Source organism: Pigmentiphaga litoralis (genome assembly GCF_013408655.1).
GTDB classification, from domain to species: Bacteria; Pseudomonadota; Gammaproteobacteria; order Burkholderiales; family Burkholderiaceae_B; genus Pigmentiphaga; species Pigmentiphaga litoralis_A.
Window position 1 is genome coordinate 388,892 of record NZ_JACCBP010000002.1, and the last position, 23,614, is coordinate 412,505.

Annotated in this window: 17 protein-coding genes and 1 pseudogene; 12 read left to right on the forward strand and 6 right to left on the reverse strand. The window is 64.0% G+C overall.

Annotated features, from left to right (window positions below):
• Window positions 1-14 precede the first annotated feature (14 nt).
• A complete protein-coding gene (locus HD883_RS21925; protein WP_179589110.1) occupies window positions 15-2,195 on the reverse strand; it encodes a TonB-dependent siderophore receptor in 2,181 nt (726 codons plus the stop codon).
• A 497-nt stretch (window positions 2,196-2,692) separates the two neighbouring features.
• On the opposite strand from HD883_RS21925, the gene HD883_RS21930 reads away from it, so the two are divergent.
• Window positions 2,693-3,055 (forward strand): helix-turn-helix domain-containing protein, encoded by a 363-nt coding sequence (locus HD883_RS21930; protein WP_179589111.1) that lies wholly within the window; start codon window positions 2,693-2,695, stop codon window positions 3,053-3,055.
• A gap of 102 nt (window positions 3,056-3,157) precedes the next feature.
• Here HD883_RS21930 and HD883_RS21935 read toward each other — a convergent pair whose 3' ends face one another.
• Window positions 3,158-4,426, reverse strand: coding sequence for a lysine N(6)-hydroxylase/L-ornithine N(5)-oxygenase family protein (locus HD883_RS21935; RefSeq protein ID WP_179589112.1), 1,269 nt, complete (start codon window positions 4,424-4,426; stop codon window positions 3,158-3,160).
• A gap of 257 nt (window positions 4,427-4,683) precedes the next feature.
• Here HD883_RS21935 and HD883_RS21940 point away from each other — a divergent pair, with 257 nt between their 5' ends.
• The 3 genes from HD883_RS21940 to HD883_RS21950 are packed head-to-tail and all read left to right on the forward strand — an operon-like array spanning window position 4,684 to window position 9,316.
• Window positions 4,684-5,526, forward strand: a complete 843-nt coding sequence (locus HD883_RS21940) for a formyltransferase family protein (RefSeq protein WP_179589113.1) — start codon at window positions 4,684-4,686, stop codon at window positions 5,524-5,526.
• Window positions 5,523-6,569 (forward strand): histone deacetylase family protein, encoded by a 1,047-nt coding sequence (locus tag HD883_RS21945; RefSeq protein ID WP_179589114.1) that lies wholly within the window; start codon window positions 5,523-5,525, stop codon window positions 6,567-6,569. The genes HD883_RS21940 and HD883_RS21945 overlap by 4 nt, the downstream gene beginning before the upstream one ends.
• Window positions 6,566-9,316: a penicillin acylase family protein gene (locus tag HD883_RS21950; RefSeq protein WP_179589115.1), complete on the forward strand. Its 2,751-nt coding sequence runs from the start codon at window positions 6,566-6,568 to the stop codon at window positions 9,314-9,316. The genes HD883_RS21945 and HD883_RS21950 overlap by 4 nt, the downstream gene beginning before the upstream one ends.
• A gap of 31 nt (window positions 9,317-9,347) precedes the next feature.
• Here the strand turns inward: HD883_RS21950 and fhuF are convergent, their stop codons facing one another.
• On the reverse strand, window positions 9,348-10,112 hold the full coding sequence (fhuF, locus tag HD883_RS21955; protein WP_179589116.1) for a siderophore-iron reductase FhuF: 765 nt from the start codon (window positions 10,110-10,112) through the stop codon (window positions 9,348-9,350).
• A 350-nt stretch (window positions 10,113-10,462) separates the two neighbouring features.
• Between fhuF and HD883_RS21960 the strand changes: the two genes are divergently transcribed.
• Both HD883_RS21960 and HD883_RS21965 read left to right on the forward strand, forming a co-directional pair.
• Window positions 10,463-12,181 (forward strand): ATP-binding cassette domain-containing protein, encoded by a 1,719-nt coding sequence (locus HD883_RS21960; RefSeq protein WP_179589117.1) that lies wholly within the window; start codon window positions 10,463-10,465, stop codon window positions 12,179-12,181.
• Window positions 12,181-13,503: a PepSY-associated TM helix domain-containing protein gene (locus tag HD883_RS21965; protein WP_179589118.1), complete on the forward strand. Its 1,323-nt coding sequence runs from the start codon at window positions 12,181-12,183 to the stop codon at window positions 13,501-13,503. The genes HD883_RS21960 and HD883_RS21965 overlap by 1 nt, the downstream gene beginning before the upstream one ends.
• On the opposite strand, the gene HD883_RS21970 is transcribed toward HD883_RS21965, so the two are convergent.
• Window positions 13,491-13,631 carry a hypothetical protein gene (locus HD883_RS21970; protein ID WP_179589119.1) on the reverse strand — a complete coding sequence of 47 codons (141 nt, stop codon included), beginning with the start codon at window positions 13,629-13,631 and terminating at the stop codon, window positions 13,491-13,493. The genes HD883_RS21965 and HD883_RS21970 overlap by 13 nt on opposite strands.
• 10 nt (window positions 13,632-13,641) lie before the next feature.
• Here HD883_RS21970 and HD883_RS21975 point away from each other — a divergent pair, with 10 nt between their 5' ends.
• Both HD883_RS21975 and HD883_RS21980 read left to right on the forward strand, forming a co-directional pair.
• The gene (locus HD883_RS21975; protein ID WP_218863553.1) at window positions 13,642-15,882 is read left to right on the forward strand and encodes a carbohydrate binding family 9 domain-containing protein; all 2,241 of its coding nucleotides are present in this window, start codon (window positions 13,642-13,644) and stop codon (window positions 15,880-15,882) included.
• Between the two features lie 156 nt (window positions 15,883-16,038).
• Window positions 16,039-16,506 carry an FAD/FMN-containing dehydrogenase gene (locus HD883_RS21980; RefSeq protein ID WP_218863555.1) on the forward strand — a complete coding sequence of 156 codons (468 nt, stop codon included), beginning with the start codon at window positions 16,039-16,041 and terminating at the stop codon, window positions 16,504-16,506.
• A gap of 19 nt (window positions 16,507-16,525) precedes the next feature.
• Here HD883_RS21980 and HD883_RS21985 read toward each other — a convergent pair whose 3' ends face one another.
• Complete coding sequence (locus HD883_RS21985) at window positions 16,526-17,479, reverse strand: polyprenyl synthetase family protein (protein WP_179589120.1); 954 nt, start codon at window positions 17,477-17,479, stop codon at window positions 16,526-16,528.
• 251 nt (window positions 17,480-17,730) lie between these two features.
• Between HD883_RS21985 and HD883_RS21990 the strand changes: the two genes are divergently transcribed.
• Genes HD883_RS21990 through crtB form a run of 4 tightly spaced genes read left to right on the forward strand, consistent with a single transcriptional unit; the run spans window position 17,731 to window position 22,962 of the window.
• Window positions 17,731-19,146 (forward strand): glycosyltransferase, encoded by a 1,416-nt coding sequence (locus HD883_RS21990; RefSeq protein WP_179589121.1) that lies wholly within the window; start codon window positions 17,731-17,733, stop codon window positions 19,144-19,146.
• Entirely contained in the window at window positions 19,143-20,441 is a 1,299-nt protein-coding gene (gene crtY / locus HD883_RS21995; protein ID WP_373563450.1) for a lycopene beta-cyclase CrtY, read from the forward strand. The genes HD883_RS21990 and crtY overlap by 4 nt, the downstream gene beginning before the upstream one ends.
• A complete protein-coding gene (locus HD883_RS22000; RefSeq protein WP_179589122.1) occupies window positions 20,438-21,928 on the forward strand; it encodes a phytoene desaturase in 1,491 nt (496 codons plus the stop codon). The genes crtY and HD883_RS22000 overlap by 4 nt, the downstream gene beginning before the upstream one ends.
• Complete coding sequence (crtB, locus tag HD883_RS22005) at window positions 21,925-22,962, forward strand: 15-cis-phytoene synthase CrtB (RefSeq protein WP_218863557.1); 1,038 nt, start codon at window positions 21,925-21,927, stop codon at window positions 22,960-22,962. Before HD883_RS22000 ends, crtB begins: the two co-directional genes overlap by 4 nt.
• Window positions 22,963-23,002: 40 nt before the next feature.
• Here the strand turns inward: crtB and HD883_RS27805 are convergent.
• Window positions 23,003-23,398 (reverse strand): annotated as a pseudogene (locus tag HD883_RS27805) (sterol desaturase family protein); the annotation flags it as partial.
• Window positions 23,399-23,614 lie beyond the last annotated feature (216 nt).

Genomic DNA, 23,614 nt, shown 5'->3' on the forward strand with positions numbered 1-23,614 from the left:
CGCAGATCTTGCAGTCACCACGTGTACGTAGCAGTGGCAGTGAGTGTTCGACGCTCGCCAAAGTCCCAGCTCCCGAGCCCCGTCGAAAAATAGCGTCGGTCGAAGAGATTTGTCGCGTTCACCGCCAAGCGCCAATGTGAGTTGACGTGGTACCTCACGCTGGCGTCGACCAATGTGTGTCCGCCTTGTCGCGAGGTGTTCGAAGAGTCGTTCCACCGCTTACCAACGTAACGCGCTCCAACGCCGACATTCATGTCGTTTACAAGTGGACTCGTCATCTTGTAATTGAGCCACAGAGAGGCAAGCTGCTTGGGAATTCTTACCGGTGCGAGACCTTCCCTCACATACCAGGTATTGCCCTTTACCCCCTCTGCATCGGTGTAACTAAACGCCGTCGTCAGCGAAAGTCTCTTGGTGATGTCGCCCTTGATTTCCAACTCAACGCCTCTCGACCGCATTTTTCCGACCTGAGCGCGAGTATTGGTAGTTGGATCGGTCACGATCATATTGGTCTTGTTGAGATCGTAGACCGCGGCTGTGACCAGAAGCCTGCGGTTTGCTGGTTGAAACTTGACGCCCGCTTCCCACTGATTGCCCTTTGTGGCCTTCGCTTCAAAGTCATCGTAAACACCAATGGCTGGTTGAAATGAGGTGCCATAGCTGACGTAGGGTGCCCAGCCGTTCGGAGCAAGATAGGTAATTCCGGAACGGCCTGTCAGAGCACGGTCGCGGTTTTTATCCGTAGCACCGCCCATAGGCGCTACCCTGCCGCTCACGTCGTCATGGCGTCCAGAGAGAGTAACAAGCCATCGTTCGCCGAATTTCATCTGGTCCTGAATGTACGTTCCGACGCTGTTGAGCCTATAAGGGCCAAGCACTTCCCCTAGAGTGCTCGGTGATGGAATCGGAAGGTAGATGGGGTTGTACAAATCCAGGTTTGGCGCGAGGCCTTCCAACTCCTGTTGACCGCCTTTGAAGGTCGTCCAATCCACGCCAGCGATCACGCGATGAGCCAATACGCCGGTGCGCAGATTTGCTTCGATAAAGCTGTCCAACGTGTTTTGTTCGATATCCCCGGTCGTATGGATCGCCCCACGGGTGATGGTCCTGCCGTCATCTTGCAGGTTAGCGGGACGTATATGACGCTTGTTGACACTGCGGTCCGAATATCGATAGTTCTGCCTCAAGCCCCATGTCTCGTTGACGTCATGGCGGATTTCGTAACCTACGCTCCAGCCCTTTTGCACGATACGGCTGAACCTGGGGTCCCCCTGACGCACGTTGGTAGGATTGCCGCTTGCATCTAGCTCGAAGCCGTAATCGTCGCCTGCAGAATGCCTGGTCGTCGATGCCAAGACCGTCACCGATGTCGCAGCGCTAGGCTGCCACCGAAAGGACGGAGCGAAATAGTCACGATACGTTTTGACCGACTCGCCAGTGGGGTATCTTGCCTGATCGTCACCTGCACGCTTCACCCCTACGAAGCGAAAGGACATCGTGTCGTTGATGCGATCGCCGTAGTCAAAGGCAGCTTGCTTGTGTCGGAAGCTTCCGAACTGCGCGCGCAGTTCTCGGATCGGATTCGCGAGCGATGGGCGTTTGCTGACGCCATTGATGATGCCCCCGACATCGCCTTGTCCATAGGTAGCCGAAGCCGGGCCACGAAGCACCTCGATGCGTTCTAAGCCGAATACCTCGGTTACCGGTGCGATATCAATGAAATCCAGTTGAGGTATCCCGTCCAGATACCTACTGAACGTACCGTTTTGGAAGCCGCGTATCGAACTGAAGTTGTAGCCTCGTTCGTCATGGCCGTACGTTCTGGTCGAAACGCCGGGGGTGTAATTCAGCGCGTCTTCAATGTCACGCATGCCCTTGGCGTCAATCTCTTCAGCTCCGATAACAGACACCGATTGCGGGACTTCGGTGATCGGCGTGTCAGCCTTGACGCCCGTTGCACTGCGCATCGCTGCGTATCCGACAACAGGCGATGAAGCGGTCTCCTTTTCAACTGCGCCTTCAACAGCGATTTCCGGCAAAGTGGCAGACGATCTCGCTGAGTTTTCCGAGTTCGATGCCGCGACCGCCGTATTTGTCGCGACCAGACTTACCAACAATGCTCGAACTGCTGTACTTAAAGCCGCTAACTGCCACTGTTGGACTTCCCGTCGAATAGAAGTTGGGTCTGGGACCATAGATGGACACTCCGCAAGATATTATGGCTCGGCAAAGAAAATGGCGAACCAACCAGGTCGGATGACCGGGCACCTGCGAGACGTGTCGAAGCTAGACGCGTTTAGGTTGCGTCACGCGCAATTTGTCATAGTGACTTTTTGATCTCTGATTTGGACCCGGTTGTCGTCTACAAGCCAAGGCATGATGCGACGTGTTGTTAGACGGCCTCGGAAACCGGCGTGGAAGTAGCGTGACTTCACGAAACTACTTCTGTTTTGGCAAGTTCATCGCACCTGCTGTATAGCACTCGTGACCGACACCGCTTGGTTCAAGACGTCATCTGCGGAGAGAGGCGTGTTATCCAGAAAAATTGCGTAGTAAGCAAACGCTTCGGGAGGCGCCCCAACGGTGATTTACGAGGCAGAGAAGTCAATGAAATGCGTGAAACGCATATTCAAATAGCCTACTTTGCGTGAGAAGCTTTGCGTGCGAAGCAAGCCAATCTGACAATGGAAACATGCATATCGGAGAAGCCCTTCGCACAATTCGCGTGCGCCAAGGCAGGACTCAGGAGTCCGTTGCGCTTGACGTGGGCTTCAATTCGGCCAATCTGTCGCGATTGGAATGTGGTGGCCAAGGTGTCACGCTGGACCGCCTGATGGCCTTGGCTGCCTCTTTGAAAGTGAGGGCGTCCGATCTCGTCAAGATGATCGAAGGGCCAGCCGCAATTGGTGGAGTACAGCTGCAGGAAGAAGAAATTGCCTATGCCGACGACATTCAGGCCTTGTGTCGGGCGTACGGCAGCCTGGACGCCCATTACCGCATGATTGGGCTGATGATGATCCGGGATCTGGCGAAAGCTCAGCGCACAGCCAAATAGTGGCGGAATGTATGGCTGTTGCATGAACACGTGCCGAGCGGCGTCGAAGTTGCGATAGAGCAAGCTTCTGCCACATGAGCACGCATTCGCCCGGCTGGGCGCTTAGAAAGTTCGCCCCGCCCGCACCGCGGCCAACACCCCCTCGGCAATCTCCCCACCCCTGACCGACGTGACCGACAACAACGTGTCGCTCAACCCATGCGTCGGCTCGTTGGATCCCTGCAGATAGACCGCGGGCTTGAAGCCGTTCACTGTCTTCAGCCGATACCCCCGATCGACTTCAAACCCTTCCGAATACGGCGCCAGCCCCGCGAGCATCGTCCGGTGCGACACGCGCTCGTAGCCGGTCGCCAGCACCACCGCGTCGTACCTTTGCGTGACCTCACGTGACGTGTTCTGGTCGAACAGCGTCAGGTGCACGCCGTCTTCCGCGGCCCGTGCGCGGATGACGTCGTGCCGGCGCAGGAACTGGTGGCGGGCGTCGCCGCGCACGCGCTGCTCGTAGAAGATCTTGAAGATCTGGTCGATCAGGGCGGGGTCGGGGCAGGCGTAGTTGGTGTGGCGGAATTCGGCGAGCATGGCGTCGCGGGCTTCGGCGGGCTGGCTGAAGACGTGGTCGACAAATTCGCTGTTGAAGACTTCGTTCACATAGGGGCTGCTGTCGGCGGGCTTGAGGGCGCGGGCGCGCATGATGAGGTCGACCTGGGGCGCGTTGGCGCGGCCGTGCAGGTCCAGGAAGATTTCGGCGGCGCTCTGGCCGCCGCCGATCAGGGCGATGCGGGTGGCGTGAGCGTTGGCCTGGATGCTGCGAAGGTAGTGGTGGGTGTGGAAGACACGGTCGTCGCTGGCGCAGTGTTGGAACACGGGAGGAATGCGCGGAGTGCCGCCGATGCTGAGGACGAGGTTGCGCGTCAGCCGCTCGGAAAATCGGCCTGCCTGGTCACGGGACCTGATACGTAGCAATTCGACGTTGTCGCCACGGACTTCGGGGCGGACGTCGACGACGCTTTCGCCATAGGCCACCTGTTCTGCGAACCGGCTGGCGGCCCAGGCAAAGTAGTCGCTGAATTCGTGACGGCTCGGGTAGAAGGTTTTGAGGTTGATGAAGTCCTGCAGCCGCTGCTTTTCGTGCAGGTAGTTGACGAAGGTGTAGCGGCTGGTGGGGTTGCGCAGGGTGGCCAGGTCTTTCAGGAAGGCGATCTGCATGTGGGCGTCGCCCAGCATCATGTCGGGGTGCCACGCAAAGCCGGGTTGTTGCTCGATGAACAGCGACTTGGTTGCGGGGGCGGCGGGCCGGGCTTCTTCGAGGGCGATGGCAAGCGCAATGTTGGACGGTCCGAAGCCTATGCCGATGAGGTCGTGAACGAGCATGCCGCACTCCTGATGGGTCTCGATCGACAGCAGATGCCGTTCGACGGGGGTCGTTGATCGGTGTGTATGGGCGCCTGACGAGGTGGCCGCGCGTTTGTTTACGCGTCAGTGGGCGCTGTTGGTGTGGTGCACTGGGCGGGGTAAACGGACCACGGGCGCGTGCGTCTCTGGTGTGATCGCGCGTGACGGGCTTGCCGTTGCGATGGCTGGCGTCTGCGTGCGCTGTTGCCGCGCGATCCGACTGGAGACGGCGACGCATGACAAAAAAGAACCTGGTGTACCTGTGGTCGATGCGTAATGCCGCAGCTGACAGGGCGGGGCAATACATTCCGTACAAAGGCGATCAGCGCTACATGAAGTCGCCGCTGCAATGCCTGGTGGAGGCCTTGAACGATACGGACTTGGGCGATGCGTACGTGTTGCGGGGCGTGCTGTTCGATGACGATGAGGAATCCGAGCGCGATCAACTGGCGTTGAAGGGCTACGGCTTTTCCTATCGGCCGGGCGCGAGCTGGTTTTATCCCCCCTACCTTGACGTGCAGCGCGTGCGCCTGAACAGCCTGCTGCAGGCGCTACCGTCCACCTACCGGCGGTTGCCGCTGGCGTCGCCCGAGCGTCCGGGCGCCAAGCGTGTCTTCGAAGCACGGCTGCTGGCCGTGCTGCAGCAATTGGACGCCGACGTGGTGGTGATCGACGGATTGCTGGTGATTCTGGACGCCCTGGTCCGCCCTGGGGCACCGTACTGCCGGAGGATCGTCAACATCCATCCTGGCATTACACGTAGTCATTCGCCTTACCAGCGCCGGGGCGCGCATGCGACGCTGGACGCGCTGTACGGCGCGCGGGGTCTACGAGTCACCGATTGGACCACCCTGGCGACTGAACCGGTGCCTGTCGTCGATATGACGGGTGCGTCGTTCCATTATGTCGACACGGGCATCGATTCGGGCGAGGTGATCGTGGACGTGTTGAACACCCGGATCCATCCGGAAGACACGATTCTGGAGCTGCGCTGGAACAATTTCCATGACAGTCTTTTTCCCGCCTTGTGTGAAGGGTTGGCGGTGATGGCGGGACTGCCGGATGACTCGACGCCATGAAGACATTCTTCAATGCCGAGCACGCACACCACGAGGGGATGGTGGAGATGTTTCGCGGCGAGTTCGTGCCGTGTTTCGATGTGCCTGCGCGTGCTGAACGCGTGTTGGTCGAGATGCGGCGGCGCGGCCTGGGAACGATGGCGAATCCGGCGCCGATCAAGGATGAAGCGTTGTTGCGAGTGCACGCGCCGCGTTATGTGGACTTCTTGCGGGATGCCTGGTCGTCGTGGGTGGCGCTGGATCCGGCCAATGCCTATCGTGACGCGTTGCCGTCGGTATGGCCGGTGCGTCAGCATCGAACTGACGTGGTGCCAGACAATTTTGCCGCACGGTTGGGTTTGTTTTCGTTCGACGCAGGCACACCGCTCACGCAGGGCGCATGGCGGGCCGCACGGGGTGGGGCGGCATGTGCCATTGCTGCCGCCCGGCATGTGCAGACGGGCGCCAAGGGCGCGTTTGCACTTACGCGTCCGCCGGGTCATCACGCGGGCTACGACTTTTTTGGCGGCTATTGTTTTCTGAACAATGCAGCGTTGGCGGCGCAGACCCTGCGGGATGGGGGCGCGGAACGGGTGGCGGTGCTGGACATTGACTACCACCATGGCAACGGCACCCAGTCGTTGTTCTATGAACGTGCCGATGTGGTCTATGTCAGCATCCACGCGGATCCCCGTACGGACTATCCGTTCTATCTTGGCCATGCGGATGAACGGGGCTGCGGGCCGGGGGAGGGGAGTAATGTCAATCTGCCATTGCCGCGTGGCACGCCGTTTGGCGTGTGGCGGGCGGCGCTTGCCCAGGCCCTGCATGTGATTGCCGAAGCCAGGGTGGACGCGTTGGTCGTGTCGCTGGGCGTCGATACCTTCGAAGGGGATCCGATTTCGGGCTTCCTGCTCTGTAGTGATGATTACCTGCAGGTTGGCGAGGAAATTGCCTACGCACATTTGCCGCCGGTCTTTGTGCTGGAAGGGGGCTATGCGGTGGACGCGATTGGTGTGAATGTAGCGAACGTTCTGGAAGGATATGTAGCGTGTCAGTCATGAGATCCTGGAAATCGCGGCGCCGAACGGCTTTGACGGGGCGCGCCGCCACGTGGACGCCGGCGCGCGTCGTCGTGGGCTTTGCGTTGGTGGTGGCCGTGATCGTGTCCGCACGGGAAGTACAGGCCAATGTCGATACGCCTGTCGTCCAAGCGCCCGAGCGCGACGTAGCGTTTGTGGATGTCACGACGCGTGCTCCGGATGTGCAGGAATCTCTGGAGGTACCCAACCTGTCGGTGCTGCGTGGCGGCGCGGCGGGTGTTGAGATCCGGCGAACGACAGACGGCATTCCCCATATCCGTGGCACGACGTGGCGCGCGCTGGGGGTAGGGGTCGGCTATGTCCAGGCGGAAGATGCGCTGTGCACGCTTGCCGAGGCGTTCGTGACCTACCAGGGGCGGCGATCGCTGTTCTTTGGTCCCGATGCCCGTCCGGCGCGCGATTCGACGTTTGGCCGCCCCAGGAATGTGGACCTGGATTTCTTCTTTCGGGCGTTTGTGGATGGTGGGGTGCTCGCGCGGTATCGGGCGCAGCACCCACCGGGCCTGGCGGAACTGGTTGATGGGTTTGCCGAAGGCTACAACCGCTATGTAGCCAATATGCGAGCGCGGCGGGGCGGCGTGGCGTCCAAGGCATCGTCCAACGCACCGGGCAGAGCATGCGCGGACGCCTCGTGGGTGCGAGAGATTTCGGCTGACGATGTGCATCGCCGGCTGTATGCGGCGCAGATCGCGGGCGGGTATGCCAAGTTCATTACCGAAATGACCAACGTGACGCCGGCAAAGGTGGGTGCGCCGGTGTCGTCATTGCCTGGCGGTGCGACGTCAATGCCTGCTGCCATTGCGCCAGTGCATCAAGCGTCAGCGTCGGCCGCGACGCTGCCTGCGCTGGGCGGCATGGATCGCGGCAACACGCTGCGCCGTATCCTGGCCCATGGCATCGGTACCCAGGCGGGCATTGGCAGCAATGCATTGGCTCTGGGCAGCGAGGCGACGGGGGGAGACGGCGCCGTGCTGTTCGGGAATCCGCACTGGTTCTGGGGCGGGCCCGACCGCTTCTATCAGATGCATCTGACGATCCCGGGCCGCGTTGACGTGGCTGGTGTCGGGTTCCTGGGCGTGCCCCTGGTGATGATCGGCTTCAACGACGACGTGGCGTGGACCCATACGGTATCGACCGCGCGCCGGTTCGGCCTGTTCGACCTGACGCTGGATCCCGCCGATCCGCAGCGCTACCAGGTGGATGGCCAGAGCGAGCCCATGACGGCGCGGGAGGTCAGCGTGTATGTCCGTGAGGCGGACGGCAAGATCGGGCGGGTAACGCGCACGTTCTACGGTACCCGGTTCGGGCCGGTGGTGAACCTGGACGGGCATCACCCGTCGCTGGGCTGGGGCGGCGGGCATGTCATGGCGATCCGCGATGTAAACGCCGATAACTTCCGTATCTTCCGCAATTTCTTTTTCTGGAATCAGGCGACGTCGCTGGATGACTTTGTTGCCATCCAGCGGCGGGAAGCGGCGGTGCCGTGGGTGAATACGGTGGCGATCGGAAGGAAGCGACAGCAGGATGGGACAGCGTCCGTGCCCGACGGTCGTGTCTGGTATGCCGATATCGGTGCGGTGCCCAACGTGCCCGACGCCTTGCGCAAGGCTTGCAGCACCGCGCGTGCGCAAGGCTTTGCGCAGCTGGATGCGGCTACGCCGGTGCTGGATGGCAGCCGGTCGGCGTGCGGCTGGCAGGTATCGGCGGATGCTGCGCAGGCGGGCGCCATGCCGGTCGATGGCCTGCCCTCGTTGATGCGCATGGACTACGTCGCCAACATGAACGACAGCCATTGGCTGAGCAACGCCCGCCAGCCACTGGAAGGCTTTCCTGCCGTGATGGGGGGCGAGCGTGAACCGTTGACGTTGCGCGGGCGGTTGGGGCACCGGATCGCGCTCGATATCCTGGCAGGGTCGCCAGGTTCTTCTGACGCAACCGCCCGGCGGGTGATGGCGGACGTGCTGACGCCCCGGGCCTACTCGGCTGACGTGTTCAAGACGCAGGTACTGACGCAGGCATGCGCGGCCCCGATCGTGCAGGTGGATGCACAGGCGCTGGTGGCCGCTGGCTTGGGCAAGGGGACCGATAGCGCTACGCCGCGGTCCGTTGACGTGGGCAAGGCGTGCAATGTCTTGCGCCAATGGTCGAACCTTGCGGACGCGACGGAACGCGGCGCGCTGTTGTGGGAAGCTTTCTGGGCGCGCCTGACAGCTGCCCCGCGCGCAGGGTTGTATGCCGATGTGTTTTCAAGCGCGACGCCGCTGGATGCGCCGCGTGTGCTGAACGCCGAGGGCGGCCGTGCCGCGCAGGCCTTGGCGCTGACGGTAGCCGCATTCGATGCGCAGGCGCGTGCGCTGGATGAGCCGTTGCAGGCGCGACGTTATGTCGAAAGCGGCGGCCGCCGGTGGCCTGTTTATGGCGGGTGCGCTTCAACCGGGTATTTCACCATGGCGTGCAACGAGGATGGCCAGAGCAAGTGGGGACCGGACGCCATGGGCAACAGCTACCTGCAGGTGGTGCGCTTTGGCACGAATGGGGTGGACGCACAGACCTTGCTTGCCCACGGGCAGGACGAAGCGGCGCTGACGGGTGGCCGCGGTGTGGACCCGGTCGCGCGGTATTCGCGCAAGGCGTGGTTGCGCTTTCCTTTCCGTGAGGCGGACATTGCAAGGGATCCCGGACTGCGCAGGGTGGTGTTGCCGCCTTGAGGCGGTCCGTCAACCAGTTCAAAAAACTTTTTCAGCTACCCGGAGCCGCACCGCGCCGATGTTCAGGCGCGAGTGGGCACAGGCCGCAGTAGCCTTCACCCGGCAGCAGGTAGTACAGGCAGCATTGGCGGTGCAGCCGCACAGGCGTCACCACGCCGCCTTGCACGGCTGACGACCGGCGCCGGACGCCATGCAGGGGATTCGTCGATCCATCTTCGTTGACCGCACATTGCAGCAGTGCGTGATGATCCGCTGCAATGTGCGCCGCGCCGCCCGTCCGTTGCAGGCCGTGCTCGAGCACGCTTTCCAGATATCTTGCGGCGTTGCCCCACAGAATCTTGCGGGCCACCCGTGTCTGTGCGCGCAGTGCCGCGAACAGCGGGTCCAGGTGGTCGGCAAGCAGGGGTTCGTACCGTTCCTGTGTCGACGTTCCCGGAAGCGCATCGCCCAGGTGCCGGATATGGAAGCGTGTGGCGGCGCCGTCCTTATCGAAGCTGACCGCCATGTCGTCGGCGTGCAAGGGGAATCGGTGCTGCAGGATGCTGGCTGCGGCGACAACGGCCGGAAGCAGCGTCCACAGATAGCTGAGGCTCCATGCCGACGCCGCGGCGCGCAGGTCGGTGCCCGTGACCCGGCGATAGCGTGCGTGCTGCGCAAGCACGTCCTGTAGCAGCGCAGCATCGTCGATCAGCCGGGATACGGGTATCGCATCGGCGGGCCAGGCGTCCGCACAGGCCAGCGCTTCGCCTTCTTCTGCCCAGTCCCCGGTAAACAGGGGGGCGAGCATCGGGATCATTGGCCCGCCTGGTGAAGAGGGCGGCCATTGGCGGGGGCCAGTGGCCCCGGCGTGCAGGGTGGCGCAGGTGTCATGGGCGTGGGACGCGGAGGGGCAGTGGATGTTTAACGCCTCGGCGGTCAGGTGCAGACAGGTGCTTCTGCGAACCAAGGTCGCTCGTACTTCCCGAACCTTCGATCGCCCCAACTTTTTAGCCGCTAAAAAAGGTCCGCGACCCGCCGCCCCCAGCAACCGTTATCCCGAAATTCTCCACTAAACAAATTCGATATATCCGCGTTCCACAGGAAGTTGACGTGCAGGGGGCGGCCGGTGGTGCCGGCTTGCACGTGTCCATCTTCCGAGGGCGTCGCTTGCTTACCTATCTCATTCAACAGTCGCGCAACCTGATGATCGGCGCGGCAGTGGCAAGTGTGCTCAGTGGCATCTGCAGCGTCTTGCTGCTGACGCAGATCACCGCGGCGTTGACGGCGGCATCACCGGCCGAGCGCGCCGTGCTGGCTTGGCGGTTCGCGGGATTCGCGGTGGTGGCGATGGTCAGCCAGATGGTCGCGTCCGTGCTGTTCGAGCGCTTGAATCAGCGGGCGCATGCGGACATGCGGCGCTTCATTTCCGGCCGCGTGATCGATGCGGAGTATCGCCGCCTGGAAGAGATTGGCGGGCCGCGTGTGCAGTCGGCGCTGTCCGAGCACAGCACGCAAGTGGCCGAATTTTTTGTGAGCTTTCCGACGATCCTGGTCAACGCCATCATCGTGACGGGCTGCCTCGTCTACATGGCGCTGCTGTCGTGGTACGTGTTTTTGGCGGCGGTGGTGGTGATCGGGCTGGGCTCGGTCGGCTATCACCTGGCCCACCTGCGCGCGATCCGGCATCTGGACGTGGCGTCGAAAGAGCAGGACAAGCTGTTCGATCACTTCCGGTCCTTGATGGACGGCGCAAAGGAATTGCGGCTGCATGCCGGCAAGCGGCGGCGCTTTGCGGACACGGTGCTGGGCGGGTCGATCGAGACGGTGCGTCGTGAACGTGCATTCGGCATGTCGGTGTTCCTGGTGTCGACGGCCTGGGGCAATTTCCTGATCTACGCGTTTATCGGGTTGGTGCTGTTCGTGTTGGTGGGGGACGTGCCTGAGCGCGGGCGGGTCATGACCGGCTTTGCGCTGGTGTTCGTGTACATGGTGGCGCCGCTGGAGAACCTGCTGATGGCGCTGCCGCGCGCGAACATGGCGCGGGTGTCGGGCGCGCGTATTGATGAGATCACGCAGCAGCTGGATCGGACGACGCTGGATGATGCGTCGCGGGATCTGGCGTCATCAACCGGACCCCGCCGCGGCACGCCGTCCTTGGCATCGACGGGGCTGCCGTACCCAGCCCCGGCAGATTTGCCGCACCCAGCATCGACAGAGTTGCCGTTTGCGGGCCTGGCGCTGCGGGACGTCTGCCATACCTACTACCACGAAGGTCTGGATGACCTGTTCAAGCTGGGCCCGATCGCGTTGACATTCGCGCCCGGCGAAATCACATACCTGGTTGGCGGCAACGGGAGCGGAAAGACCTCCCTGGCCAAGTTGCTGGTGGGGCTGTATCAGCCGGAAAGCGGCGAGATCCTGTGCAACGGGGACTTGGTGACGGACGCCAATCGGGACCGGTATCGGCAGAATTTTTCAGCGATCTTTTCCGACTTCCATCTGTTCGATCAATTGCTCGAAGGAGCGTCGGCCGATAGGGATGCGCAGGGCAATGCCTTGCTGACCAAGCTCAATCTGCATCACAAGGTGCAGGTGATCAATGGCGCATTCACGACGCGCGCCTTGTCGCAGGGGCAGCGCAAGCGCCTGGCGCTGGTGGTGGCCTACCTGGAAGACCGACCTTTCCTGGTGTTCGACGAATGGGCGGCCGACCAGGATCCGGTGTTCAAGGACGTGTTCTATCGCGAGTTGCTGCCCGAGTTGCGTGCGCGGGGCAAGGCAGTGCTGGTGATCTCGCACGATGACCGGTATTTCCATCTGGCCGACCGGCTGGTCCGGATGGAGAACGGGCAGGTGATCGCCGTCGAGAGCCCGAGCGGATCTTGATGCCCGTCCGGCCGATTCCGGTCGGCAGGCGATGGCCGGTCGACCGTCAGATGTTTGTCGTGGCGCATCGTTGGGTTGGCCTGGTGCTGGCTGGCTTTTTGTTGCTGGCGGGGGTGACGGGGGCGCTGCTGGTGTGGAACGACGCGTTGGACGAGGCGATATCGCCGGCCTTGTTCCGCGTCACGCCGCCTTCCGCTGAAGCGGTGCCAATGGATCCCGTTGATCTGGTCGAACGGGTGCAGGCGCGTTATCCGCAGGCGCAGGTTCGCTACGCGCCGTTGCGGGTGGAAGCGGGGCGGACGCTGGTGGTGTATCTGGCGGCGAACACCGAGGCCGCCCAGCAGAACGCTGTGGACTTGCCGAACGACCAGATCTTTGTCGATCCCTATCGCGGTGTCGTGGTCGGGGAACGCAAGTGGGGAGACATCGGGCAAGGGTGGAAGAATCTGATGCCCTTCATTTACCGGCTGCATTTTTCATTGGCGCTGGACACGATCGGCAGCTATGTCTTTGGCGTGATTGCCTTGCTGTGGACGTTGGACTGTTTTGTGGGCGCGTACCTGACGTTTCCCGCGGCGCTGAAGAAAAAACGGGCGGACAGCAAGCCGTGGCGGCGGCGGTGGTGGCCGTCGTGGAAGGTGCGGTGGGATGGCGGCGCCTACAAGGTGACTTTCGATCTGCATCGCGCGGGCGGCTTGTGGGTGTGGGCCATGCTGTTCGTGCTGGCGTGGAGCAGCGTCGCGTTCGATCTGTCGGAGGTGTATGACCCGGTCATGAAGACCGTGCTGGCGCATCAGCCGGAGGGTGTCACGCCGCAGGGCGCTTCGGCAGCTCAGGCCGCGCCGTTAATGAACTGGCGGCACGCGCACGAAATGGGGCGTCGCTTGATGGCCGAGCAGGCGTCATTGCAGGTGCCGCCGGTGGTCGTGATCAATGAAGAAGCCCTGGGTTACGACGCGTCTGCGAGGACGTACCGGTATGTGGTGCGCAGCGATCGGGATATCCGGGATCACCGGGGCGCCACCAGCCTGACGTTCGATGCTGGCGGGCTTGCACATCTGTGGCTACCCACCGGCGCGGCGGCGGGCGATACGGTGCGCACCTGGCTGACCAGCCTGCACATGGCGGCGGTCTGGGGATTGCCGTTCGATGTGTTCGTGACAGTGATGGGCCTGTTGGTGGCGATGCTGAGCGTGACGGGTGTCGTGATCTGGTGGAAGAAGTGGCGGGGGCGGCGAGCGCAGGCAGCGCGGCTGGTTGGTGTGGCGCCGTTGGCGGCTGCCAAGGCGACCCGTGCGGCCACCCGCGGTCAGGTGGCCTGAATGGCGAACTTCAGCGCGGCGATCACGCATGGGATTCGGCTGTTCTGCGTCGTGATTTGCGTGGCGGTGCCCTTACTCGCCGCCACAGCCACAGTCGCATCCACTTCCACCGCTACGTCTGCGTTCAATTCGATTCCTGTGCCTTCTGTCCTGCTGCCGGCCGCGCATCGGCTTGATCCTTTCTCGCCCACCGACGCCATCGCGTTCCCGTCGCTGGTCAACGCCCCGGTCATCGACCAATTCATCCAGGTTGCGCCGCGCGCGGGCGTGGCGCCGACTCGCCGCACCGAACTGCGTGTGGCGCACGACGGCCGCACGCTGTATCTGCGGATCGACGCGTGGGATCCTGCGCCGTCGACTGTTGTCGCGCAGCAGATGCGGCGGGATGTGGAGGGCATGCTGAAAGAGGATCAGGTCACGGTGGTGATCGACCCCGATGGCGACGGGCGCAACGGGTTCCTGTTCGTGGTGAATGCCAACGGCGCGCAGTTTGACGCGTTGGTGTTCGATGGCGGGCAGATGCGTTTCGATTGGGACGCACGGTGGGTGAGCCGGGCACGCGTCGGGCCGGAGGGATGGCATGCAGACCTGGCGATTCCGCTATCGGTATTTGGCCGACGGCGTTCGGGTGGGCAAGGTGCGGACGAAGGCTTTGGCTATCCCCATGCCGTTGACGAGCCGGTGTCCAGCGCTTCCGCGACAGTGACCCCTGGCCTGCCCCCCACCTGGCGCCTGAACGCCGAACGCTGGATGCCCAATGGCAGCGAGCGCGTGCGGCTCGCCGGCATCCAGCCCGACAAGTTTGTGTATTCGCTGGGTGACGCGTTACCGATGCCGGCGATCGTGGCCGAGCAGGACGGCCTGGGCGTGCGGGTGAAGGCGTCGGTGCGAGGGACGGCGGAATCGTCGGGCGCATCGGGCACGGGTCGCGCTCAGCGGGCGGTGGCGCCGGGGCTGGAGGCGTTCCATGAAAGCGCGGCGGGGTTGCGTTCGACGCTGGCGTTGAACGTGGATTTTGGGGATGCCGAGGCGGACGAGCGCAAGGTCAACCTGACCCGCTTTGAACTGTTCCGGCCGGAAAAGCGCGCCTTCTTTCTGCAGGATGCGGGCCGGTTCAGTTTCGGGGGGCTGGTCGAGACGGCGGTGATTCCGTACTACTCGCGCCGTATCGGGCTGGATGCGTCGGGACGGCCGCGGAGCCTGGACGCGGGGGTGAAGCTGTCGGGCGCGGTGGCGGGCTTTGACCTGGGGGTGTTCGGGACGCGGGTGGCGGGCGGGCCGGTGGCGCCTGGCGAGCCGGGGCAACGGTCTGCCGATGTGGCCGTGGTGCGAGTCGCCCGGGCGCTGGATGCGCGGCATCGGGTCGGGGTGCTGGGCACGCGCGGCAATCCGGATGGCACGTCCGGAAGCCGGCTGTGGGGGGTGGATTACCAGTTTCGCGACACGGATTTCTCACCCTTGGGTCGTGCCGCAAGTTCGAGCGGCAAGACGCTGGAAACGCATGCGTGGACGCAGCGGTCCGAGAATCCGGTGGTCGGCGCCGGACAGGCGTGGGGCGCCAGCGTGCAGTATCCCAACGTGGGACCGACCGGCAATGCCGAGGTGCAGCGGATTGATGCCGGGTTTCTGCCTGCACTGGGCTATCTGGCCGAGGCGGGCGTGACGCGCGGGAAGGGCGAGATCGGCTGGTGGCACCGGACCCGGAAAGGCGCCGACATGATCCCGGGGGTCGACTGGAGTTTCCGTCGCAAGCCGGGGGGTGTGGAGAGCTCCGTCGTGATCAATCCCGAGATGGCCTATACGACGCCGGCAGGGGATACGGCGATGGCCGAGGTGTTCATGGAGACCGATACCGTGGCTGCGCCATTTGCGCCCGTCCCAGGGGTGACGGTGGACAGGGGTCGCTATGCCTGGCGTTATCTGTATGCCTATCTGGAGACAGCGCCGTCGCGGCCCCTGTCAGCGGAGGCGCAGTGGCGCGGTGGCGGGTATTACGACGGCCGGCGGGATGATCAATCGGTCACCCTGGCATGGCAGCCGTCGCCGACGTGGGGGGCGCGCATCGGCATGGCGCGCAACGCGATCCGCTTGCCGTCCGGGGCCTTTACGGTGCGGATGGCGACCTTCCGGATGGATCACACGCCGTCGACCCGCCGGTCGGAAAGCGTGCTGCTGCAGTGGGACAACGTGTCGAACCGGCTGGGGATCAGCGCCCGGGCGCGGTGGCTGTGGACGGCGCAGCGGGAGGTGATCGTGTCGGTGGATAGGCTGGGGTATGTCGGAGCGGATGGGCATGCGTCGGCGGACCAGGCGCTGGGTCGGCAGATGCGGGCGAATGAAACGCGAGCGATGGTGAAGCTCGTTTGGTATCTGGAGTAATCAACGCCATCCACCCCGGCAGCCCGTGGCCAGGCCCGCCGCTGCTTGCCAGACCTGCTTACCGCTTTTCCACCGTTGCATCCCGCTGCAATTGCACCGGTCTTGGAGGCCACGCGATCGGCTACATTGCCCGCACTTCTCTTTACCGGAAACGCCATGATCAAAACCTTTGCTGCCGTGGTTCTGACGCTTGCTTCGCTGGGCGCGCACGCCATGGAGCCCGGCGCGCGTGTCGAGCCGTGGACCCTGGACGATCAGTTCGACAAACCGTACGCATTCAGCAACGACGTGAAGGTGCTGCTGGTGGCGCGCAGCATGGATGCCGCCAAGGTGGTGAACGCGGCGATGGAAGACCAGCCAGCGGGCTATCTGGAAGCGCGCAAGGTGGTGTACGTGGCGGATATCGCGCGGGTGCCGTCGGTAGGCCGGATGTTCATGGTGCCTGCCATGAAAAAGGCGAGCTACCGGATCGTGCTGGATCGGGAAGGCACGGTTGCGCAGAAGTATGTGGAACAGAATGACTCGGTGACATGGTTGCAGCTGCGCGATGGCGTGCTGGTGAACCAGAAGACGTATACCGACCCGGGTGCGCTGCGGGCGGCGCTGGAACGCGCCGCCGACTGAGGATGGTGCGGCGGCGGCCTTAGCCCGCCGCGCCCGTCAGCACCGTAGTGCGTTGGACGGCTGGAATCATGGCGGCATCGAACAGCGCGCGCACAAAGGCGCGGGTGTCTTGCCGGTCGCCCAGCGCGCGGCTCAGGTGCGCGTCGGCATGATGCAAGTGCATGCCAAGCCGGCGGTGGGCCGCTTCGACGCCCAGCAGGGCGATCAATGTCGACTTGCCTTCGTCCTTGCAGATGTCTTTGCCCGTGGTGGCGGTGTCGTTGTCGCGCGTGTCGCGCAGGTCGTCCAGCAACTGGAAGGCCTGGCCCAGTTCCGATGCAAAACTGCCCAGCGTGACGCGCACCGATTCATCGGCCTGCGCAATGATGGCGGCCATGTCGATGGTGGCGCTGAACAGCACACTGGTTTTCAGATCATTGGTTGACGCGATTTCGTCCGCCGACCGCGCTCGGGTGCCTTCCCGCAGATCCTGATACTGACCCTTGACGAGTCCCTGGGTGCCGACCGCGTTGGCCAGCCCGCCGACCAGTTGCGTGCGCAGCAGGGGCGGCACGGACGACAGGCTCGAAACCAGATGGAAGGCACGTGTCAGCAAAGCCACCGCGGTGAGGATGGCGACATCCTCACCAAAATGCAGGTGAATGGTGGGACGGCCACGGCGCAGGCGGGCATTGTCCATGCAAGGCATGTCATCCAGCACCAGCGACGCGGCATGCACCATTTCCACGGCGCAGGCCAGGTCCAGCAGGGAAGGGTCGTCGTACCCGAGGTCGCGCGCGGTCAGCACCAGCAGCAGCGGGCGAACCCGTTTGCCGGGCGCCAGGGTGCTTTCGCGCATGGCCAGCGCAATCAGGTCTCGTTCGCCACCGGCTTCGGGCAGCAGTTCGGCCAGCCGCTGCTCCACTTCCTGGCGAAGCGCGCGCACGTCGCAGGACGGCGGTGCGTCTTGCGTGGCGGTAACGGGTAAAACCATAGGCCAGGTCCTTTGAAAAGCCTTGTGACACTTCGAACTGCGACAATTCGCCCCAGTGCGGGACCGATGCTGCATGCTTTCGAGCGATTCAGCCCGTCAGGGTACCTGCTTTTCGGGCTAAGTCTTGTAAACGATGGAACGCAGCCAGCCGCGGCGGGTTGCGCCTGCCCGGCAGGCGCCCTGACGGATGTTGTACAACGTCATAAGCTGCGCGGGTCAGTACTTTCTTCTTTCAGATTGGAACGTTGGGCATGATTCATTTTGGCGTCATCGCGCCGGCGTTTTCAAGCCATTTTCAAGTGCTGCAGGCATTGGCCTCGGCCCTGGTGGACAAGGGGCATCGCGTCACCTTCATCCACCAGGCAGATACCCGGCCATTCGTGACCGATCCGCGCATCGGGTTCGAGGCCGTGGGCGCCGACACGCATCCGCTGGGATCCCTGGCGCATACCATCCGCGCCGCGGCCAATCCGGGCAGTCCGTGGGGCCTGCGCCGCGTAATCGTCGATCTGGCCCGCTGCACCGACATGCTGTGCCGCGAGGTGCCCGCGGCGCTGTCGCGCCTGGGTATCGATGCCTTGCTGTGCGACCAGATGGAAGCCGCAGGCGGGTTGATCGGGGACGGCGTCGGGCTGCCTTATGTGTCGATCGCCTGCGCCTTGCCTGTCAATCGGGAGCCGGGCGTGCCCTTGCCGGTCATGCCTTTTGTGTGGGATGACACCGAGAAATCGGCGCAGATGGCCGCGCAAAGCGAGCGGATCTACGACTGGATGATGACGCCGCATCGCCGGGTGATCGAATCGCGGGCGGCCGGCTTTGGCCTGTCCCGGCGGGGCGCCTTGCACGAGTGCCTGTCGCCCTTGGCCCAGGTGAGCCAGATCATTCCTGAATTTGATTTCCCCCGGCGGTCCTTGCCCGCGCAGTTCCATTACGTGGGGCCGCTGCGTCCGGTGGATACGTCCGGGCCGCCGCTGCCATGGCCGATCGAGAATGACCGGCCCTTTGTGTTTGCGTCGCTGGGCACCGTGCAGGGCTACCGGCTGGACCTGTTCAAACGGATCGCGCAGGCGTGCCGGCGGGTGGATGCGCAGCTGCTGGTGGGGCATTGCGGCGGGCTGAACGCGCAGCAGTCCCGGGAACTGGAAGCGGCGGGTGCCACGTGGGTGACGGACTACGCACCCCAGGGCGCGGCCTTGATGCGGGCCGATGCGGTGGTGTCGCATGGTGGACTGAATACGGTGCTGGATGCGATGGCGACCCGCACGCCAATGCTGGCGATGCCGATTGCGTTCGACCAGCCAGGCGCCGCGGCGCGGATGGTGCGGATCGGGGCCGGGCGGCGCGCGTCGCCCCGCTTTGCGACCGTGGGCCGGCTGACGACCTTGCTGCGCGAATTGCTGGACGACACAGAGATGGCGGGTCGGCTGGAGGGCCTGTCGGCGGCGGTGCTGCGCGCGGGCGGGACGCGGCGCGCGGTGGAGATCATTCTGGATGCGGTGGAAGGGCGGGTGACGGCGGACCGCCAGACGGGCGGCGAGGGGCAACTGCCCGGCGCGTTGCGGATGCCCGCCGCGGTCGCAGAGGGCGGAAGCGCATCTGCCCACCGGACGGCGTACGGCGACGACGGATCGGCCAAGGCGCGCGCGCCTGCCGCGCAGCAAGCGTGAGCGCGGGCGAGCTGCCAGGCGCAGCAGGGCAGGCGACCGGCGTCCACGACGATGCCCGAGTCCACGCCAATGCCCGCGTCCACGCCGATGCCCGTGCCGACTCCAATGCCGTCTACCTACCGGAAGGCGCCCCCCTGGACCTGATCCTGGTCGGCGGGGGCCTGGCCAACGGTCTGCTGGCGTGGCGTCTGGCGACCGAACGGCCGGACGTCAACTTCCTGGTCCTGGAAGGCAGCGAGCACCTGGGCGGCAACCACACCTGGTCGTTCCACGACAGCGACATCGACCCGGCGCAGCGCGCGTGGCTGGCGCCTGTCATTTCCTGCAGCTGGCAGAGTTATCAGGTGGTCTTTCCGGAACGCCAACGCACTCTTCACAGCGGCTATGCCAGCATTGCTTCCGACGACTTTGCACGGGTGGTGGGCCCGATCCTTGGCGAACGACTGCGTTTGGGCGTGGCCGTGACTGACGTCACCCCGACCTCGGTCCGATTGGCGACCGGGCAGACGCTGACGGCCGCCGCCGTCGTCGATGGCCGGGGCCCGCGGGCCAGCGAACATCTGGCGCTGGGCTACCAGACCTTTCTGGGCCAGGAAGTGCGGCTGGCGCAGCCCCACGGCATGACCGCGCCGATCATCATGGATGCCAGCGTCCCACAGGGCGGCGGTTATCGATTTGTGTACGTGCTGCCGTTCGGGCCGGATCGGCTGTTGATCGAAGACACGCATTATGTCGACCACCACCGGCTGACCGACGATATCTTGCGCGCAAATGTCACCGAGTACGCACGGTCCAAGGGATGGACGATCGCCGAGGTAATTCGTGAGGAACGAGGGTCTTTGCCCATCATTCTCGCGGGCGATACGGACGCTTTCTGGGCCGATATCGGCCAGCAGCCGACGACAGGTCTGCGCGCGGCCCTTTTCCACCCGACGACCGGCTATTCTCTACCTCATGCGTTGCGATTGGCATGGCGTCTGGCGGCCTTGCCCGACTTGCGCGCCCCGGCCCTGTTTGCGGCGATCCGCGACGAGGCTCGCCAGGAATGGCGCGCGCAGGGCTACTTCCGTCTTCTGAACCGCATGCTGTTCCTCGCGGGCCGATCGGACGACCGGTGGCGCGTCATGCAACGTTTCTATGGCTTGTCCGAAGGCCTGATCCGCCGCTTCTATGCCGGGCGCCTTGCCCCGCACGACAAGCTGCGCATTCTGGTCGGCAAGCCACCGGTTCCGGTAGCACAGGCCATGAAGGCCGCGCTGGCGGTCCATCCCCATCGAATCAGGAATTACGAATGAGCGACGCGCAACGTGCCGTGGTGATTGGCGCCGGCTTTGGCGGACTGGCCCTGGCCATCCGCCTGCAGGCCAGCGGCGTGCAGACCACGCTGCTGGAAAAGCGGGACAAGCCGGGCGGCCGGGCCTATGTGTACGAGGATCAGGGGTTCGTGTTCGATGCCGGGCCGACCGTGATCACCGATCCGTCGGCGATCGAAGAACTGTTCACCCTGGCCGGCAAGAAGATGTCGGATTATGTCGAGATGCTGCCCGTCTCGCCGTTCTATCGCCTGTGCTGGGAAGACGGCTCGAGCTTCGATTACGTCAATGACCAGGAGTCGCTGGACCGCCAGATCCACGCGCGCAATCCGGCTGACGTTGCCGGCTATCAGCGCTTCCTGGCGTATTCGAAGGCGGTGTTCGATGAAGGCTATCTGAAGCTGGGGGCCGTGCCTTTCCTGTCGTTCCGCGACATGGTGGCGGTGGGGCCGCAACTGGCCAAGCTGCAGGCCTGGCGCACCGTGTACAGCATGGTGTCGAAATTCATCCAGGATGAACACCTGCGCCAGGCGTTTTCCTTCCATTCCTTGCTGGTGGGCGGCAATCCGTTCGCGACGTCGTCGATCTACACGCTGATCCACGCGCTGGAGCGCAAGTGGGGCGTGTGGTTTCCGAAGGGTGGCACGGGGGCGCTGGTGCGGGGCCTGGTGCGGCTGTTCGAAGACTTGGGCGGGCGTATTGAAGTCAATGCCGCCGTGGCCAAGATCGATGTCGAGAACAATCGGGTGAAGGGCGTGCGGCTGGAAAGCGGCGAACTGTTCCCGGCCGACTCCGTGGCGTCAAATGCCGACGTCATGTTCACGTACGAGAAGCTGCTCGGGCACCACCCGCGCGGCGTGTCGCGGGCCAATTCGCTGCGCAAGAAGCGGTTCAGCAATTCACTGTTCGTGCTGTATTTCGGCGTCAATCATCACCATACGCAGCTGCAGCATCACACCGTCTGTTTTGGTCCGCGCTACCAGCAACTGATCCACGACATCTTCCACCTGGATACGCTGGCGGACGACTTTTCCTTGTACCTGCACGCGCCGTGCATTACCGACCCGTCGCTCGCACCGCCGGGTTGCGGCAGCCACTATGTGCTGGCGCCGGTGCCGCATCTGGGCAACGCGCCCATCGACTGGGAAGTGGAAGGCCCGAAGTATCGCGACAAGATCCTGGCGTATCTGGAAGAGCGCTACATGCCCGGCCTGCGCAGCCAGCTGGTCACGACGCGCTTCTTTACGCCGCTGGATTTCCGTGACGAGCTGAATGCGCATGTGGGGTCGGCGTTTTCGCTGGAGCCCATCCTGACGCAGAGCGCCTGGTTCCGTCCGCATAACCGGGATGCCGATCTGCCCAATCTGTATCTGGTGGGCGCGGGCACGCATCCGGGCGCCGGCGTGCCGGGCGTGATCGGATCCGCCAAGGCGACGGCGACGTTGATGCTGGCCGAGGCCGGACGATGAGCGAGGCGCTGCTGGCCCACGCGACGCAGACCATCGCGGTCGGATCGAAGAGCTTTGCGGCTGCTGCCAAGCTGTTTGCGCCCGACACCCGCCGCAGCGCCTTGATGTTGTATGCGTGGTGCCGGCATTGCGACGACGTGGTCGACGGCCAGGAATTGGGGTTCGGCGCGGTGGCGGGCAAGCCCGAAGACGCTGCCCAGGACCGGGCCGAAGGCGAAGCACGCCTGGCCACGCTATATGCCGAAACCCGCCGCGCCTACGCCGGCGAGACCATGACGGACCCGGCGTTTGCCGCGTTCCAGGAAGTGGCGTTGAAGCATCGTATTCCCGAGCAGTACGCGTTCGAGCACCTGGACGGCTTTGCGATGGACGTGCATGAACGCAAGTACGACACGCTGGAAGACACACTGAGCTATTGCTATCACGTGGCCGGTGTCGTGGGGCTGATGATGGCGGTGATCATGGGCGTGAAAGACGAGGCGACCCTGGACCGCGCGTGCGACCTGGGGCTGGCGTTCCAGTTGACCAATATCGCCCGGGACATCGTGGACGACGCGGCCGTAGGCAGGTGTTATGTCCCGTCGGACTGGCTGCGCGACGCGGGCATTCCGCTGGATCGGGTGGGCGACCCGGCGTATCGCGCCCGGCTGGCGCCCCTGGGCGCACGGCTGGTGGACGAGGCCGAGCCGTATTACGCGTCGGCGCTGGAAGGCGTGAAGGTGTTGCCCGGGCGGTCGGCGTGGTCGATCGCGACGGCGCGCGGCGTGTATCGCGATATCGGTGTCAAGGTAAAGACGCTGGGCCCGCGTGCCTGGGACAAGCGGGTGTCGACGTCCAAGGCCGACAAGCTGCGACTGCTGGGCGGCGCGGCCGTTACCGCGCTTCGCCTGCGGGGGCAGACGCCTGCCGCACGGCCCGCGCATCTGTGGTCGCGGCCCCGGCCGGACCTGAATCCGTCAACGGCGCATCTGCCGGAAACGTCGCGGCCTGACGCAGACCGGCCTCGCCATGGATCTGCTGCAACTGCTGCTTGAGCGCAGCCACCGACGGCGCGTACAGAAAACCGAACGAGACGCAGCCTTCCTTGCCGTGGACGGCATGGTGGATGCGGTGCGCCTGGTACAGCCGCTTCAGGTACCCCTGCCGCGGCGTGTAGCGCCAGGGCAGTCGGCGGTGCACCAGCCCGTCATGCGCCAGGAAATACAACAGGCCGTAGCCCGTCATGCCCGCGCCTATCCATTCCAGCGGGTGATAGCCGGCTGACCCCAGCGCGATCAGCACGATCGACACCCCCGCGAACACCACGGCGTACAGGTCGTTCTTTTCGAACCAGCCGGTGCGCGGCGCGTGGTGCGACGCATGCCAGCCCCATCCCCAGCCGTGCATGATGTACTTGTGCGCGACGATGGCGAAAAGCTCCATCCCGACTACAGTCGAGACAAAAACGAGGCTGTTGATCAGTACGTTCATCAGGTCACTTTAAGGTGATGCATGGTTTGATGATATCCCCATTCGTGCGCGGGACCTGTCGCAGGGCGTGTCTCCTGCGTGTCCGCACGATGAGCACAGCGGCGCGTCTTGCGCCCGCCTGGCGGGCATTTTCCCTGCTGCATGCCCAACGCGTCCGAGCGTCGCGTAACGGTGCATTGCCAGCCGCCCCTGCCGCGGAATCGGTCCGATCATGAC

Bases quoted from the DNA above. Each gene is read 5' to 3' on its own strand.
- HD883_RS21985 (WP_179589120.1), bottom strand. From the start codon at position 17,479: ATGGTTTTACCCGTTACCGCCACGCAAGACGCACCGCCGTCCTGCGAC.
- HD883_RS21935 (WP_179589112.1), bottom strand. From the start codon at position 4,426: ATGCTCGTTCACGACCTCATCGGCATAGGCTTCGGACCGTCCAACATT.
- HD883_RS21930 (WP_179589111.1), top strand. From the start codon at position 2,693: ATGCATATCGGAGAAGCCCTTCGCACAATTCGCGTGCGCCAAGGCAGG.
- HD883_RS21940 (WP_179589113.1), top strand. From the start codon at position 4,684: ATGACAAAAAAGAACCTGGTGTACCTGTGGTCGATGCGTAATGCCGCA.
- HD883_RS21925 (WP_179589110.1), bottom strand. From the start codon at position 2,195: ATGGTCCCAGACCCAACTTCTATTCGACGGGAAGTCCAACAGTGGCAG.
- HD883_RS21965 (WP_179589118.1), top strand. From the start codon at position 12,181: ATGCCCGTCCGGCCGATTCCGGTCGGCAGGCGATGGCCGGTCGACCGT.
- fhuF (WP_179589116.1), bottom strand. From the start codon at position 10,112: ATGATCCCGATGCTCGCCCCCCTGTTTACCGGGGACTGGGCAGAAGAA.
- HD883_RS21990 (WP_179589121.1), top strand. From the start codon at position 17,731: ATGATTCATTTTGGCGTCATCGCGCCGGCGTTTTCAAGCCATTTTCAA.
- HD883_RS21945 (WP_179589114.1), top strand. From the start codon at position 5,523: ATGAAGACATTCTTCAATGCCGAGCACGCACACCACGAGGGGATGGTG.
- HD883_RS21980 (WP_218863555.1), top strand. From the start codon at position 16,039: ATGATCAAAACCTTTGCTGCCGTGGTTCTGACGCTTGCTTCGCTGGGC.
- crtB (WP_218863557.1), top strand. From the start codon at position 21,925: ATGAGCGAGGCGCTGCTGGCCCACGCGACGCAGACCATCGCGGTCGGA.
- HD883_RS21950 (WP_179589115.1), top strand. From the start codon at position 6,566: ATGAGATCCTGGAAATCGCGGCGCCGAACGGCTTTGACGGGGCGCGCC.
- HD883_RS22000 (WP_179589122.1), top strand. From the start codon at position 20,438: ATGAGCGACGCGCAACGTGCCGTGGTGATTGGCGCCGGCTTTGGCGGA.